The following is a 14036-nucleotide window of genomic DNA, read 5'->3' on the forward strand; positions in this document are numbered from 1 at the left end:
GGGAACTGGGGGTGGATGCGGGGGGATTTGCTTGAGGTTGATTGCAAAAAAACAGGCGCCCTTTTCAGGCGCCAGTTTTTATGGTCGGTCAACGCGACGGCGGTACTCGAATATCCCCCGCCCGGCACTGGGTTTTCACACCCTTGCCGCAGGCGCCGAATTGCAGGTCCTTGCCCATGCACACGCGCACTTCCGAGAGTTCCGGGCCGTTGCAGATGACGGCGATGCCGTCTGACGGGATGCCCGGATTGCTCTTGCGGAACAGGTCGGCAATTTCCTGCGCTTCGAAGTAATAAGAGCTACTGAACGGTTGCAGTTCTTGCGGGATTTTTACCGCGGCCACGGCCTTGTCCGCTTCGTCCAGATAGCCCATCGCGCCGAGGCCGCTGCAGGTGCCGTGTTTGCTCCATTCGTGATCGAGCAGTTTTTTGGTCGGGAACAGCGTCAGGCCTTTAGCTGTTTCGGCGGCCGACAGGTTGGTCAGCGGTGGGCAGGATTGCGGCCAGCCGCCCTTGGCGTATTGCGGCCACAGGCCATGCAGGACAAAACCGTAACCCTTGCCGGTGCATTGCGGGTCGTCCTTGTGGGTCAGGCAAAAGGTTGGCGACCAGGACAACGTCAGCAGGTAGTAATCGAACACCCCCGCCACTGATTCCGCCTTGCTGGCGGACGACTGGCGCGCCGAACTCAGGCCGATGCTACCGACCGTCAGCGCAATCAGCGCCATAATTGTAAAAAGCTTTTTCATGTTCCCGTTCCTTGGGACGCGTGCGTCCGTGGTTTCTGTGGTCTGACCGTCACTTGGCCAGACGCTGATTGAGTCATGCCCGTGTTGCAAGCGCATGACGCAGGGCAAAACCTGCATTACTTTGAAAGGACTACGATGATGTTGAAATCACCACAGGGAACCGACATGAGTAAAGCAGACGAACTCGCCGCGAAACTCAAACAAACCCGGCACACCCATGCTGACGAAATCACCTGCGCCGAACTGGAAATCGATTGCTGGCCGGCTCAGGTCTACGCCTTGTATCACCGCATCGAAGGCTGGTTGCAACCGGTCACCGAAGTCGGCCTGAAGATTCGGCGCAATCCTACCCATGTTTGCGAAAGTTCGCCGGATGGCGAGGCCCACGACTACGCCATCGACCAGTTGATCATCGAAGCCAACCACCACAGCCTGACGTTCGATCCCATCGCCCGCTTCACCGAAGACGGCGCAGGGCGCGTGCAAATCGTCCTGCCGGGGCGCGAAGCATCGCTGCTGCGCACGGTCGATGAGCACGGTGAAAGCCATTGGTGGTTGCAGACGCTCGAAACCGGGCAACAGCTGGATGCGATTGCGTTGACGGAAAACAACCTGCTGCTGGTGGTCCAGGAAGGTCTCGGTCTGTAGGTTGAACCTGACACAACTGTAATCCGCCCCTCAGCCTGCTGAAAGCTGCCGCTGGTTAGCCTCCCCGTCATTGGTCAAACGGGGACTTCCAGCGCATGCCTTCCACCACCTCAAGACGCACCTTCGTCAAAGGCCTCGCCGCCGGCGGTCTGCTCGGCGGCCTCGGTCTGTGGCGCACGCCGGTCTGGGCCTTGAACAGCCCCGGTCAGGTCAATGAGTTAAGCGGCACGGACTTCGAGCTGTTCATCGGCGAAACCCCGGTCAACTTCACCGGCCAGCCCCGCACCGCGATGACCATCAATGGCAGCCTGCCCGGCCCGCTGCTGCGCTGGCGCGAAGGCGACACCGTGACGCTGCGCGTGCGCAACCGGCTCAAGGACAGCACGTCGATCCACTGGCACGGCATTCTGCTGCCGGCCAACATGGACGGCGTGCCGGGCCTGAGTTTCAAGGACATTGAGCCGGGCGGCGTGTACGTCTACCAGTTCAAGGTCCGCCAGCACGGCACCTACTGGTATCACAGCCATTCCGGCTTGCAGGAGCAGGCCGGGGTCTACGGGCCGCTGGTGATCGATGCGCGGGAACCGGAGCCGTTCCAGTACGACCGCGACTACGTGGTGATGCTCAGCGACTGGTCCGACGAAGACCCGGCCAGCCTGATGAAGACCCTGAAAAAGCAGTCCGACTACTACAACTTCCACAAGCGCACCGTCGGCGATTTCATCCACGACGTCGATGAAAAAGGCTGGGGTACCACCGTCGCCGACCGCACGATGTGGGCGCAGATGAAGATGAATCCCACCGACATCGCCGACGTCAGCGGCGCCACGTACACCTTCCTGATGAACGGCCACGCCCCGGATGACAACTGGACCGGCCTGTTCCGCCCCGGCGAAAAACTGCGGCTGCGGCTGATCAACGGCTCGGCCATGACCTACTTCGACGTGCGCATCCCCGGATTGAAAATGACCGTGGTCGCCGCCGATGGCTTGCACGTCAAACCGGTCAGCGTCGACGAGTTGCGCGTCGCCGTGGCGGAAACCTATGACGTGATCGTCGAACCCGCCGCCGACGCCTACACCCTGTTCGCCCAGGCCATGGACCGCACCGGTTATGCCCGAGGCACCCTCGCCGCCCACGCCGGTTTGTCGGCCCCGGTGCCGGCGCTGGATCCGCGACCGCTGGTGACCATGGACGACATGGGCATGGGCGGCATGGATCATGGTTCGATGGACATGAGCGGCATGGATCACTCGAGCATGAACATGGGTCCGATGCAGGCGCACCCCGACAGCGAAAAGGACAACCCGCTGGTGGACATGCAAGTCATGACCACCGCCGCGAAACTCGACGACCCTGGCCTTGGCCTGCGCGACAACGGGCGCCGGGTACTGAGCTACGCCGACCTGCGCAGCACGTTCGAAGACCCGGACGGCCGCGACCCGAGCCGCACCCTCGAGTTGCACCTCACCGGCCACATGGAGAAATTCGCCTGGTCGTTCAACGGCATCAAGTTCTCCGACGCCGAGCCGCTGCTGTTGAAGTACGGCGAGCGGATTCGCCTGGTGCTGGTCAACGACACGATGATGACTCACCCCATTCACCTGCACGGCATGTGGAGCGATCTGGAAGACGAAAACGGCAATTTCCAGGTGCGCAAACACACCATCGACATGCCGCCCGGCACCCGTCGCACTTACCGCGTGACCGCCGACGCGCTCGGCCGTTGGGCCTATCACTGCCATCTCCTGTACCACATGGAAATGGGCATGTTCCGCGAAGTGCGGGTGGAAGAATGAGGACGCCGACCATGACTCGATTTGCCGCGTTTTCGTTGTCACTCCTGTCGATGGCCCAGGCCTTCGCCGCCAGCGACATGCAGGGCATGGATCACAGCCGGATGGGCGATCTGCAAAGCATGGACGACGGCATGATGCAGCCCGCCGCGCCGACCGAAAGCCGCACGCCGATTCCGGCGCTGACCGACGCCGACCGCGCCGCCGTGTTCACCAGCCACGCCGGACATCAGGTACACGACAGCGCCATCAACACGTACTTCCTCGCCGACAAACTCGAATGGCAGGACGCCGACGACGCCAGCACTCTGGCCTGGGACTTGTCCGGCTGGATCGGCGGCGACATCGATCGGCTGTGGCTGCGCTCCGAGGGCGAACGCAGCAACGGCAAGACCGAAGACGCGGAAATCCAGGCGCTGTGGGGCCACGCGATTTCGCCGTGGTGGGACGTGGTCAGCGGCGTGCGCCAGGACTTCAAACCCGGCGCTCCACAAACCTGGGCCGCGTTCGGTCTGCAAGGCATGGCGCTGTACAACTTCGAAGCCGAAGCCACGGCGTTCCTCGGCGAAAACGGCCAGAGCGCGGTGCGGCTGGAGGGCGACTACGACATCCTGCTGACCAATCGCCTGATCCTGCAGCCGACCGCCGAACTCAACGTCTACGGCAAAAACGACCCGCAACGCGGGATCGGCTCCGGCCTCGCGGACACCGAAGTCGGGCTGCGCCTGCGCTATGAAATCCGCCGCGAATTCGCGCCCTACATCGGCGTGACCTGGAACCGCACCTACGGCCACACCGCCGATTACGCGCGGGAAGAAGGCGAGGATCGCAGCGAAGCGCGACTCGTCCTCGGCGTACGGATGTGGTTCTGAATCCCTTCAAAAAACAACACCGAGGTCTTGCATGCGCACATTGAAAATCTCCCTCGTCCTCGCCAGCGGTTTGCTCCTGAGCACCCTCGCCCAGGCCCATCCGAAACTGCTGTCGTCGACCCCGGCCGAAGGTGCCGACGGCGCGGCGCCCGGCAAGATCGAACTGCATTTTTCGGAGGATCTGCTGACCCAGTTCTCCGGCGCCAAACTGGTCATGACCGAAATGCCCGGCATGGCCCACTCGCCGATGCCGATGAAGGCCAAAGTCAGCGCCGGCAGCGACCCGAAAACCATGCTCGTCACCCCGCTCTCGCCTCTGCCCGCCGGCACCTACAAGGTCGAATGGCGCGCGGTGTCGTCGGACACTCATCCGATCACCGGCAACGTCACGTTCAAAGTGAAGTGAGCGATGGCTGAACTGATCAACATCCTCCTGCGTCTGGCGCTGTATGTGGATTTGCTGCTGTTGTTCGGGCTGGCGTTGTTCGGGCTGTACAGCGTTGACGCGGTGCTGCGGTTTCGGCCGATGCTGCGCGGGATGGCGTTGATCGGGGCGCTGCTGTCAGTGGCGGGACTGGTGTTGATGACTCGTGCCATGAGTGGCGAAACGGAGTTCGCGGCGCTGTGGCCGCATCTGCAAATGATGGTGCTGGAAACCGACGTCGGGCTGGCGTGGACGCTGCGGATGATTGCGCTGATCGCCGTGATGATCTGGCCGGGATTGTGGCTGGCATCGATGGCCGGCGCCGTCGCCCTCGCCTCCCTGGCCTGGAGCGGACACGGGGCGATGGATAACGCGTGGCATCTGCTCAGCGACATCCTGCACCTGCTTGCGGCGGGTGCCTGGCTGGGCGCGATGCTCGCGTTGATCTTGATGTCGCGGCTCGACGCGCTGTTCTGCGAAGCGCGCATTCGTTCGCTGGCGGATTCCGTCAAACACTTCGAAGGCGTCGGCGCGGCGATTGTGCTGATCCTCTCGGTCACCGGCGTGGCGAATTACCTGTTCATCGTCGGCCCGACACTGGGCGAAGTCCTGTTCGGCACCTACGGCATTCTGCTGGCGATCAAGGTTGTGTTGTTCGGGGGCATGCTGGTGCTGGCCGCGTTGAACCGCTTCCACCTCGGGCCGTTGCTCGAGCAATCGTTGCGCGCGGGGCAGCATCAAGTGGCGGCCAACGCCTTGCGTCGCAGCGTGGCACTGGAGCTGGTGATTGCGCTGTTGATCGTGGGACTGGTGGCGTGGCTGGGCACGTTGAGCCCGGAACCGGGGTGACACCCGGCAAACCCATTCACTACACTGGCCCGCACCTCCACTGCACAAGCCCGATCACAATGACAATTCCAAAAAGCACGATGATCTTCTGCGGCCTGCTGGCCATGGCCGGCGCCGCCCAGGCACAAGAACCGGCCTCGCACCTCGACACCATTCAGCAACAGGGCCAGTTGCGCGTCTGCACCACCGGCGACTACAAGCCCTACACCTTCAAACGCCCGGACGGCGGGTTCGAAGGCATCGACATCGCCATGGCGCAAACCCTGGCCGACAGCCTCGGCGTCAAGGTCGAATGGGTACAGACCACCTGGAAAACCCTGATGCCGGACATGCAGGCCGGCAAATGCGACATCGGCGTCGGCGGCATCTCGGTGACCCTAGAGCGCCAGAAAAAAGCCTTCTTCAGCAACACCCTCGACGTCGACGGCAAGATCCCGCTGGTGCGCTGCGCCGACCAGTCCAAATACCAGACCATCGACCAGATCAACCAGCCGAACGTGCGCCTGGTCGAACCCGCCGGCGGCACCAACGAAGCCTTCGTCCACGCCTTCCTGCCCAAGGCGCAACTGGCGTTGCATGACAACGTGACCATCTTCGAGCAACTGCTCGACAACAAGGCCGACGTGATGATCACCGACGCTTCCGAAGCCCTCTACCAGCAGAAACTCAAACCCGGCCTGTGCGCCGTCAACCCGAGCCAGTTCATGCAATACGGCGAAAAAGCCTACCTGCTGCCACGAGACGACATCAGCTGGAAACTCTACGTCGACCAGTGGCTGCACCTGAGCAAAGTCACCGGCAAATACCAGAAAGTCTTGAGCGAATGGATCGCCGTACCCGCGGCCCAGTAAACCTCAGTCGTCATGCATCAGGCCGGAGCTGTACTGGTTGAAACTGTTACCGATATTGCTCCCGCCGAACTTCAACGTATTCACGTTCCGCGCCTGCGGCGACTGACAGTCGCTGGAGAAACAACTGGTGGTGGTCAAGCCACCGGAGCCGGAGCAGGCGCTTAGAACCGAAACGGTTGCGACGATCAACAGTGCTTTGAGTGGGTTGTTCATGGTGTGAGGCGCTCGGGTGGGGTCGGGATCTTGTCGATGGATCGTAGGCCTGTGCGGGTGGTGGGAAGATGAAACTTGCGGGGTTTTCAGCGGGGGTTCAGGTTCGGCCTTTCACAAAGGTTTACATCGGCTTTTCAGTTCGCTCGGTATAGTTTTTTGCAACTTGAGCAACCCAGAGAACCCGCAATGCCGTCGACCAGCCAGTTGGTAAATCCTGACCTGATAAAGATTCGACGGCTGTTCACAACACCCCTCGCCAGCCTCCAGTACCCCGATGCCGCAAAACTTAATTCCCAACTCAAAACCATCATCACAACCCGCATGGCGCAAGATCGCAGCGGCGCCCAGCGCAGCAACGACGGCGGCTGGCAGTCCGCGAACGACTTCCATGAATGGGGCGAAGAAGCCAGCGACGCTCTCGTGAAGTTCGCCAAAGCGTTCGCCGTGCAAATGACGGCAGTGCACAGCGAACAATTCGGACTGACCGAACCGAGTTTCGAATGGAAACTCAACGCCTGGGCCAACGTGAATACCGCAGGCCACAGCAACGCCCTCCACGGACATCCGGGCGCCTTCTGGTCAGGCGTCTACTGGGTGGACGCCGGCGGCCGAGAAGACGACCCGACCGTCGGCGGCGACCTGGAATTCGCCGACCCTCGCGGCATGGTCGCCTCCACCTACAACCCCGCACTGCGAATGCGCGTCGAAGACTGCATCACCGCGGGCTTCAGCAGCACCTGCGCCGCCAGCAGCGGCACCTTCATCATGTTTCCGTCGTGGTTGATGCATTCAGTTCGACGGTTTGAAGGGACGAGGCCGCGGATTTCGATTGCGTTTAATTTTGGTGCTTGAGCCACAGAAAAGCGGCCCTCCGCGACAGAGGGCCGCAACGACCTACTTCGGCTCGACGTTATCCAACGCCTGATTCACCGCCAAAGACCCCAACATCACCAACTGCGCAATGCCGATGGCGGTTTTGCGGTGGGCGGGTTCCAGGGTGGCGGCGAAGTTGTTGAGCATTTCGGAGGCTGAACCCAAGGATTCGCTGGCGTTGGCGAGCAGGGATTCGGTGTCGTAGGCCGGGTTGGCGAAGTACATCGGATCGTGTTGCGTGTGGCTGCCCATGATCCGTTGCTGTGGGGTGAGGTAGTGATCGAGGGCGCGCTCGGCGGCTTCGTTCAGGGTTCGTGAATCGGGGAATTTGTAGGGGGAAACTGGATCGGTTTCTGGTGGGTTGGGTGTTGGTTTGAACATGGAGTAACTCCCGACGGATAAGAGGTTAGGAGCCGCCACCTTCGCTACCAAACTAGGGTGGAGGCCATACGCAGGTTGGTAGACCGGCCGTCAGGAACCCCGGCGCATCCGAAGATGCCCTGCGCATGACCACCATAAAACGAAGGCACTGAAAGCCCCCGCAAGACAGTAGTCTTGTGCTTCTGACGGAATCCGGGCTACCAAACCCGATCACTGTTTTTCAGTGACCCAGGAACGATAGAACCCCCGTGCTAGAGGCACAAGCCGGCGGATTCTGTCTTAGGTGTAGGGGGTGGCGCAAGGATGCGTAGGGCCGAAGTAGTGTCAGAGAGCTTCGTTTAAACACACTCAAATTTTGCTGTTTAGATGGATAACCAACACCGCGCACGTCGCCGTCAGGCAACTACCAAAGCAACTCTGATACAGTCGGTGCCAGCTAATCCGTTGACAGGGAGTCAAACATGGCAAAGCCCGCTGCACGCATCACCGATCCCACCAGTTGCCCCATCCCCGGACACGGCCCCAAAGCCATTGCCTCCGGATCCCCCGACGTATTCTTCGACGGACTTGCCGCCGCCCGAAAAGACGACACCTGCACCTGCGGCAGCGCACTGGCCTCCGCCGTATCCAGCACCGTATTCATCAACGGCAAAAATGCCGCGCTGGTCGGCACAGTGGGTTCACATGGAGACGTTGTGATCGGAGGATCGGGAACGGTGATCATCGGCGACTCACATACGCCTGCGCCGTTTACGCCGCCGACGCCGATGATCATTCATCCTGGATGGATCAGCTTCACCATCCCCGGTTCTGAGTCTTACCTAGGCATGAGCTGCGTTGCTCACTTCGAAGATGGTTCTACCCAATTCGGAAATTTCGATATCACCAACACTGTGAAATTTCTCAACATCCGTGGAAAAGTCTGCCAAAAGCTAGAGTTCGGCACTCAAGAAGAACCACCGACCGACTCAATTTTCGACACGTTATTCAATGCATCATTGAAATAAGGATTGTTTCATGACTGAGCCATTGCTCGTAACGGGAAGCTACGTTGTTCAAAAAGCACACGAGCTTGAAAATTCTCCATTGGACATGGCGATTGCGGGTATGGAGGGGGCTGCCACAAGATTCTCTTTAGATGCCATATCAGATGCAAAAGTACGCACCAACTACATGAGCAACATTAAGCGCATGTCAGTGGAAACCAAAGCCGAAGTCGCCGCAGGAAGGCTAAGTGCCCAAGAAGGAGCAGCATTTTGCCAGGAAATGCGAAATAGAATCTTGGTCGAGCATCGAAAATTTACCTCGGCACAAGGTGTGGCCTTCGCCGAACGGAAGAAACGATTACCTCCGACGTTACAGGACACCCTGGACAAGTACGCACTCAAAACGGCAAACGTCGAATACAACAAATTGACTCCAGAACAAAAGAGCAAAGTCTATTACGAGATTCTGGATTCAGCGGGCCGTGACAACGCACCGGTAAGCAAGGGAACTCAAAAATTAAGAATAATGGGAAAGGTTGGATTACTAGTCACTGCGACCTTCGCCGTATATGAAATCATGAACGCTGACAACAAAGTAAAGGAAACAGCCCGACAAGGCATTATCATCGGCGGCGGCGCCGCTGGCGGTGGACTCGCAGGCTTGGGCGTTTCCGCATTCTGCGGCCCAGGCGCACTTGCTTGCGCGGTGGCAATCGTTCTGGCGGGAAGTATTGTGGGAGGAATTGCTGGTAGCGCAGTAGCCGACACCTTTGATGAAGAACTGGAGGAATTTTCCAAATGGGAAGTTCTATGACAAAGCAACAAAGAGCGGATGTGCGCTGGGCATTGTCCGATGCTTTTGTTGATAACGAGGTCGACTATGCTGCGATTGCACGGCGGACAAGAGAATTCGACCGAGATGAAGTGAAGCGCATACTCTTTGAAGAGGTTGCTCCTGTTTGCCACTCAAACCTTGAAAGCACTCTTCCAACCATATGGCTTTGCTTTAATAGAGAGGAATTGGAAGCTGATATAGAAAAAATGTTGGAGGCAAAAAAAAATAGCTGGTTAAAAAGAAAAACTAACGACTTAACAGTGATATTGTTAAAAAATAAATACAGGTACATCTGGGAAGAATTAGAATACCAATTTTAAATTACAATCTGGATTCCTAACAAACACATCTTCCCAGATTCTTCTCGAATCCATCTTGGTACAAGCCAAAATTCACTTTAGGAAAATCACTTATGGCGCACCCAACCGAGAACTGCAAAGGCGACGAAAACAAGAAAAATATTTGTGCTCTTTATGAAGTACAAGTCATCTCAAGAATTGCGCTAATGCCTGGCTCAACTATTGAGGGGTGTTGCGGTGACTTAGAAAGCGAACACACTATATTTCATTATAAAAATAAAAAAAACCCTACGGATGAAGGGACATTTTCAGTAGGAAAAAGCTGCGCTGCGAGCTTCCTTAAGATACTCAATCAAAAAATGCCACACTTGATAGACCCTATACAGAACATCCAAATTCCAGGCACAGGGCAAGGGCAAACCACATCGACCAACGGGTCAGAAGAACAGAGCATCAAACACTCCAACGTAGCAACTCAATCGATCCCAGCCATCAATCAAGAACTATATACCGCCATTAATTTATTCTTCATTTTACAAAATAAAATCCCCAAATGGGCTCTTCAAAGAATTCTCCTAGAGATCCAGAAATCCCCTACAAAGGCTTTAGATGAGAAAAACGTTTTCGATTTTGTTAAAGTATTAGCAGCACACAAAAAAACCTTAAATGAAATGATCACACTTGCAAAAACAAATTACCCAAAAATGAAATCTTACAACTTCCCAACCATAGATGCCATTGCACGCAAAAACTGGATTTGTCTTCCATAAAATAAACAACACTTAAAAACAACAGAGACCGCTTATTAATAAGTTGCAAAATCAAAGTCGCAATGGGGACAGTCGCAATGGGAACAGATTTATTTGAAACCTAGAAATCTAAAACAAATAAATCTGTCCCTTTAATCGCTAGTGGATTGCCCCAACGATCTCCATCGAGCGCGCAGCGAAAATCGTCCAGAATAGCTGTCGAGCAGGAAGTGACTTCGGAGAGACCCTACCAGCAAAGACGTAGGGAATGTATCCAGTTAAAGTAATGACCTTACAAGGCTAACTGGCAAAACGTAATATTACCCACACTACAGTAGTAGACAGATAGGTGCCAATTAGCTACCTTTTGTTCAAGATAAAATAAGGAGCGTGAAATGTGGGAGTTTGGCGGGGTAATTGAGTACATTTGCAATAAATGTGGCACCGAAGGCGAAATTGCAGTGAGTGAGCTTTCAGTAGAATGTACCGGTGGATCAGAGCGAGGAATGGGTGAGGAGTTAATTTATGAAATTTCTTCAGAACTGGAATGCTCCCATTGCGACAGCAAGATTAATATTTCTTTTGAAGCAAATGAATACCCAATAGGCTTTCTTAGCTTTGTAATAAACAATACTACGGGAGCATCAACGCCGGACGAACCACGAATGATTCATTTGGAGGAGCTTTTCCACACCGATGATTTCGGCCCGGTCCAAAATGCTATTGAAGACCTGATATTAGCAATTAAATACAACCCGACACGCATAAGATCCATCACCTCAAGAGAGTTTGAAGAGATTATCGCAGCAGTCTTCGAAAAAAAGGGCTTTAACGTTGAGCTCACTAAAAGAACTCGAGATGGAGGCAAAGATATCATAGCTATATCCACAGATGGTTTGGGCATAAAGAACAAATACTTCATTGAATGCAAGCATTACGATGAAAACAACAAAATTAGTGTTTCGATAGTCAGAGAGCTTTACGGCGTAATGAATCAAAAGGATGGCCCAAACAAGACAATCATGGTTACCACATCTTCGTTCACTAGCGATGCCCAGAAATTTGTCAACAACGATATTTCCAGCAGCTGGGATATTACCCTTGCAGATTACAATCAAGTAATTGAATGGATCAAAGATCATTAACTATTCCCCCCAAACAAGGCGAGCCCGAGACCACTCCATGACCATCGACCTGTTCACACCTACAATACCAATTTATGAACAACATCCAATTTTCAAGATGATACTCAACGCTGAATATTCAGCCGAGAGGGAAGTCATCAACGCTTGGGCTGAAGGATTCCAGGACCGAGACGGTAAATTCATAAACGAATTTCAGAAAACATTTGAATCGTCATTCTGGGAACTTTATTTGCACGCAGCCTTGAAGAATTTTGGCCTTGAAATAAACTTACAAAATCACGCCCCGGATTTTGTTATAGATGGTCCAACTCCATTTACATTGGAGGCTACTATTGCGGCACCTCCAGCCGGTGGAAAGCCTCCATTGGGCGCGACAGGAAGCGAACTACCGGGTGATTTCACTGAATTCAATATAGAGTCAACTCTCCGTATCTGTAATAGTTTCGACGCAAAACTTAAAAAGTACAGAAAGAGCTATTCAAACCTAGAGCACGTAAAAGAAAAACCTTTTGTACTAGGAATCGCCTCTTTCGATCGCCCTCACTCACATTTTGCTGCAGGCCGAAGTATCATCGCTGCTATGTATGGTCTTTATCACGACGAGGCAGCCACAAAACCAGGTGATACAGAAGTGCCGTCGTACAATGTTAGCGCTGCACCAAAAAACGAACATACAAATATTGACGTAGGTTTATTCTGCAATGACAACCACTCAGAGATTTCAGCTGTAATATATAGCTGTTTAGCGACATGGGGTAAGGTTAGAGCACTTGCCGACAACCCATACGCACCGACAATATATCAAACCATTCACCCCCAAGAGGGCAGCATCTACCCCGAACTACGCTGCGCAATAAAAAAAGACTACACAGAGCACCTGCTTGACGGCCTCTACGTTCTTCATAATCCATTTGCTAAACACCCACTACCAGTTGGCTTACTGAAGCATGAGCGACTTTGCGAGATTACGGTTGCTACTGACGGCGAGCTAATCATGGACGCTCCAGACGACTTCCTCCTCTTGCGCATGCTTTTTTCAGCAGTAGAGAAGCAGCGTTGAAATCATTGCAGTGGAACTGAACGGGATTAGTCTTCTGTAATACTCGGCATACCCAGCTGGCTTCAGCGACAGCCCGATTCCCCCGCCCTACTTAAAAACTTCGCGCACATGAGACTGACAGTTCTTCAACGCGATCAATCCTGGGGTGCCTTCATCGGTGATGACGATAGCTCCTCGAGCATGCGCTGGGTCAAGCTGGGCGCGTAGGGCTCCATCCACCAAGCCTCCGGTGCCTAGATAATTCTCAGATATCAGTGCCCCTTTTCATGCTCCCCCGTAAGCACGCCACTCAGAGCCCCCTAAGCCCCACCCTTCCATTCCTGATAAACTCCCCCACCTCCCAGCCACACCGATTCCGTACCCCCAATGCCCCCAATCACCGCCACACCCGCCCCACTCTCCCGCCGTTTCTCCGTCGCGCCGATGATGGATCGGACTGACCCTTCTTTTTCCTCCCGAAAATAAAGGCCCAAAAGCCTCGCCACCAACCCGCGTACCAGTTGCGTACCAGCTCTATTCTTCTCCCTCCTTGTCCCACCCCTCTGCCGACTGCATTAGCAAATTTTAAGCAGCGGTTCTCGGCTCCAATCCTGGCACTGTCTATCGTCCGCTCAGGCGTGTTTCGTGAGTGTTAAAACCGCGCGCACGAAAGCCCAGCGAATCGCCCCGTCTGTGCTTCACTCCGTTTTCAGGTTGACCCCTGGGAAAAAGGTAATTTTAGTAATTTTCTTTTTTGCATTCAAAAAAAATCAATAAAATCAGCAGGTTATATTAATTTAACAAAGGTAATAATAGGGTAATAGAAAGGTTAGAAAATTACCCTTAGTCAAAGTAATTCCACCCGCCTACGAAACCCTTTAAAATCAGGCACTTGGTAAAAAATTACCTTCGCTCTTACCAAATATTACCTTCAAAGGTAATACCTCAAAGCCACGTTCTATAAGGGCTGCAGCCATTTTTCCGCGGCGGCTTACCAAAATTACCTTTTTCCCAGCCTCGAACCGAAATCCCCCCCTCAGGTGTCCTGCTATGCTTCCTGCTTTCCGCACGGAGGCAAATAGCATGGCCAGCGAATATTCCCTTACCATCGTCCTCGAAAAGATTTATGAGAATCAGCTGGGGCTGGAAGCTGCGTTGATGGAACTGGTTCTGCTAGTCGAGCAGCAGGGACACGATGTCGTAGGCGAGAACGCCCGCGGGGCACTGGAGCGAATTGGGGAGAATGCCGGGTTTATCAAGCAAGGCTTGGCACGACTTAAAAACCTAGAAAAGGACTAAGGATGAAAAGGGCACACTAAAGCACAAAC

The 14036-nt window shown here is 54.9% G+C and carries 17 protein-coding genes; 14 read left to right on the plus strand and 3 right to left on the minus strand.

Annotation, left to right across the window (positions count from 1 at the left end; all coding sequences use genetic code 11):
• Positions 1-88 precede the first annotated feature (88 nt).
• The gene (locus CAF76_RS26550) at positions 89-748 is read right to left on the minus strand and encodes a ribonuclease T2 (RefSeq protein ID WP_085648171.1); all 660 of its coding nucleotides are present in this window, start codon (positions 746-748) and stop codon (positions 89-91) included.
• 165 nt (positions 749-913) lie between these two features.
• Between CAF76_RS26550 and CAF76_RS26555 the strand changes: the two genes are divergently transcribed.
• The 6 genes from CAF76_RS26555 (at position 914) to CAF76_RS26580 (ending at position 6188) form a co-directional block, all read left to right on the plus strand.
• Positions 914-1396 carry a hypothetical protein gene (locus CAF76_RS26555; protein ID WP_085648170.1) on the plus strand — a complete coding sequence of 161 codons (483 nt, stop codon included), beginning with the start codon at positions 914-916 and terminating at the stop codon, positions 1394-1396.
• A gap of 95 nt (positions 1397-1491) precedes the next feature.
• The gene (locus tag CAF76_RS26560; protein WP_085648169.1) at positions 1492-3195 is read left to right on the plus strand and encodes a copper resistance system multicopper oxidase; all 1704 of its coding nucleotides are present in this window, start codon (positions 1492-1494) and stop codon (positions 3193-3195) included.
• A gap of 11 nt (positions 3196-3206) precedes the next feature.
• On the plus strand, positions 3207-4064 hold the full coding sequence (locus CAF76_RS26565) for a copper resistance protein B (protein ID WP_085648168.1): 858 nt from the start codon (positions 3207-3209) through the stop codon (positions 4062-4064).
• A gap of 31 nt (positions 4065-4095) precedes the next feature.
• On the plus strand, positions 4096-4470 hold the full coding sequence (gene copC / locus CAF76_RS26570; RefSeq protein ID WP_085648167.1) for a copper homeostasis periplasmic binding protein CopC: 375 nt from the start codon (positions 4096-4098) through the stop codon (positions 4468-4470).
• A 3-nt stretch (positions 4471-4473) separates the two neighbouring features.
• Positions 4474-5337 carry a copper homeostasis membrane protein CopD gene (gene copD / locus CAF76_RS26575; RefSeq protein ID WP_085648166.1) on the plus strand — a complete coding sequence of 288 codons (864 nt, stop codon included), beginning with the start codon at positions 4474-4476 and terminating at the stop codon, positions 5335-5337.
• A gap of 59 nt (positions 5338-5396) precedes the next feature.
• Positions 5397-6188: a transporter substrate-binding domain-containing protein gene (locus CAF76_RS26580; protein WP_172829495.1), complete on the plus strand. Its 792-nt coding sequence runs from the start codon at positions 5397-5399 to the stop codon at positions 6186-6188.
• A gap of 3 nt (positions 6189-6191) precedes the next feature.
• On the opposite strand, the gene CAF76_RS26585 is transcribed toward CAF76_RS26580, so the two are convergent.
• The gene (locus CAF76_RS26585) at positions 6192-6401 is read right to left on the minus strand and encodes a hypothetical protein (RefSeq protein WP_085648165.1); all 210 of its coding nucleotides are present in this window, start codon (positions 6399-6401) and stop codon (positions 6192-6194) included.
• 186 nt (positions 6402-6587) lie between these two features.
• Here CAF76_RS26585 and CAF76_RS26590 point away from each other — a divergent pair, with 186 nt between their 5' ends.
• Positions 6588-7253, plus strand: a complete 666-nt coding sequence (locus CAF76_RS26590; protein WP_085648164.1) for a TIGR02466 family protein — start codon at positions 6588-6590, stop codon at positions 7251-7253.
• 42 nt (positions 7254-7295) lie between these two features.
• Here the strand turns inward: CAF76_RS26590 and CAF76_RS26595 are convergent, their stop codons facing one another.
• On the minus strand, positions 7296-7655 hold the full coding sequence (locus CAF76_RS26595; RefSeq protein ID WP_007955862.1) for a DUF6124 family protein: 360 nt from the start codon (positions 7653-7655) through the stop codon (positions 7296-7298).
• Between the two features lie 461 nt (positions 7656-8116).
• On the opposite strand from CAF76_RS26595, the gene CAF76_RS26600 reads away from it, so the two are divergent.
• The 7 genes from CAF76_RS26600 (at position 8117) to CAF76_RS26630 (ending at position 14007) form a co-directional block, all read left to right on the plus strand.
• Entirely contained in the window at positions 8117-8662 is a 546-nt protein-coding gene (locus tag CAF76_RS26600; RefSeq protein ID WP_085648163.1) for a PAAR domain-containing protein, read from the plus strand.
• Between the two features lie 10 nt (positions 8663-8672).
• On the plus strand, positions 8673-9455 hold the full coding sequence (locus CAF76_RS26605; protein WP_085648162.1) for a hypothetical protein: 783 nt from the start codon (positions 8673-8675) through the stop codon (positions 9453-9455).
• Positions 9452-9796 (plus strand): hypothetical protein, encoded by a 345-nt coding sequence (locus tag CAF76_RS26610; RefSeq protein ID WP_085648161.1) that lies wholly within the window; start codon positions 9452-9454, stop codon positions 9794-9796. Before CAF76_RS26605 ends, CAF76_RS26610 begins: the two co-directional genes overlap by 4 nt.
• Positions 9797-9888: 92 nt before the next feature.
• Positions 9889-10545 carry a hypothetical protein gene (locus tag CAF76_RS28625; RefSeq protein WP_143491867.1) on the plus strand — a complete coding sequence of 219 codons (657 nt, stop codon included), beginning with the start codon at positions 9889-9891 and terminating at the stop codon, positions 10543-10545.
• A gap of 374 nt (positions 10546-10919) precedes the next feature.
• Complete coding sequence (locus tag CAF76_RS26615) at positions 10920-11669, plus strand: restriction endonuclease (RefSeq protein WP_085648160.1); 750 nt, start codon at positions 10920-10922, stop codon at positions 11667-11669.
• A 37-nt stretch (positions 11670-11706) separates the two neighbouring features.
• Entirely contained in the window at positions 11707-12729 is a 1023-nt protein-coding gene (locus tag CAF76_RS26620; protein WP_085648159.1) for a glycosaminoglycan attachment site, read from the plus strand.
• A gap of 1062 nt (positions 12730-13791) precedes the next feature.
• Entirely contained in the window at positions 13792-14007 is a 216-nt protein-coding gene (locus tag CAF76_RS26630) for a hypothetical protein (protein ID WP_085649318.1), read from the plus strand.
• Positions 14008-14036: the final 29 nt, after the last annotated feature.

This window comes from Pseudomonas sp. B40(2017), from assembly GCF_002112855.1.
Taxonomy (GTDB): domain Bacteria; phylum Pseudomonadota; class Gammaproteobacteria; order Pseudomonadales; family Pseudomonadaceae; genus Aquipseudomonas; species Aquipseudomonas pharyngis.

Bases quoted from the DNA above. Each gene is read 5' to 3' on its own strand.
- CAF76_RS26550 (WP_085648171.1), bottom strand. From the start codon at position 748: ATGAAAAAGCTTTTTACAATTATGGCGCTGATTGCGCTGACGGTCGGT.
- CAF76_RS26555 (WP_085648170.1), top strand. From the start codon at position 914: ATGAGTAAAGCAGACGAACTCGCCGCGAAACTCAAACAAACCCGGCAC.
- CAF76_RS26560 (WP_085648169.1), top strand. From the start codon at position 1,492: ATGCCTTCCACCACCTCAAGACGCACCTTCGTCAAAGGCCTCGCCGCC.
- CAF76_RS26565 (WP_085648168.1), top strand. From the start codon at position 3,207: ATGACTCGATTTGCCGCGTTTTCGTTGTCACTCCTGTCGATGGCCCAG.
- copC (WP_085648167.1), top strand. From the start codon at position 4,096: ATGCGCACATTGAAAATCTCCCTCGTCCTCGCCAGCGGTTTGCTCCTG.
- copD (WP_085648166.1), top strand. From the start codon at position 4,474: ATGGCTGAACTGATCAACATCCTCCTGCGTCTGGCGCTGTATGTGGAT.
- CAF76_RS26580 (WP_172829495.1), top strand. From the start codon at position 5,397: ATGACAATTCCAAAAAGCACGATGATCTTCTGCGGCCTGCTGGCCATG.
- CAF76_RS26585 (WP_085648165.1), bottom strand. From the start codon at position 6,401: ATGAACAACCCACTCAAAGCACTGTTGATCGTCGCAACCGTTTCGGTT.
- CAF76_RS26590 (WP_085648164.1), top strand. From the start codon at position 6,588: ATGCCGTCGACCAGCCAGTTGGTAAATCCTGACCTGATAAAGATTCGA.
- CAF76_RS26595 (WP_007955862.1), bottom strand. From the start codon at position 7,655: ATGTTCAAACCAACACCCAACCCACCAGAAACCGATCCAGTTTCCCCC.
- CAF76_RS26600 (WP_085648163.1), top strand. From the start codon at position 8,117: ATGGCAAAGCCCGCTGCACGCATCACCGATCCCACCAGTTGCCCCATC.
- CAF76_RS26605 (WP_085648162.1), top strand. From the start codon at position 8,673: ATGACTGAGCCATTGCTCGTAACGGGAAGCTACGTTGTTCAAAAAGCA.
- CAF76_RS26610 (WP_085648161.1), top strand. From the start codon at position 9,452: ATGACAAAGCAACAAAGAGCGGATGTGCGCTGGGCATTGTCCGATGCT.
- CAF76_RS28625 (WP_143491867.1), top strand. From the start codon at position 9,889: ATGGCGCACCCAACCGAGAACTGCAAAGGCGACGAAAACAAGAAAAAT.
- CAF76_RS26615 (WP_085648160.1), top strand. From the start codon at position 10,920: ATGTGGGAGTTTGGCGGGGTAATTGAGTACATTTGCAATAAATGTGGC.
- CAF76_RS26620 (WP_085648159.1), top strand. From the start codon at position 11,707: ATGACCATCGACCTGTTCACACCTACAATACCAATTTATGAACAACAT.
- CAF76_RS26630 (WP_085649318.1), top strand. From the start codon at position 13,792: ATGGCCAGCGAATATTCCCTTACCATCGTCCTCGAAAAGATTTATGAG.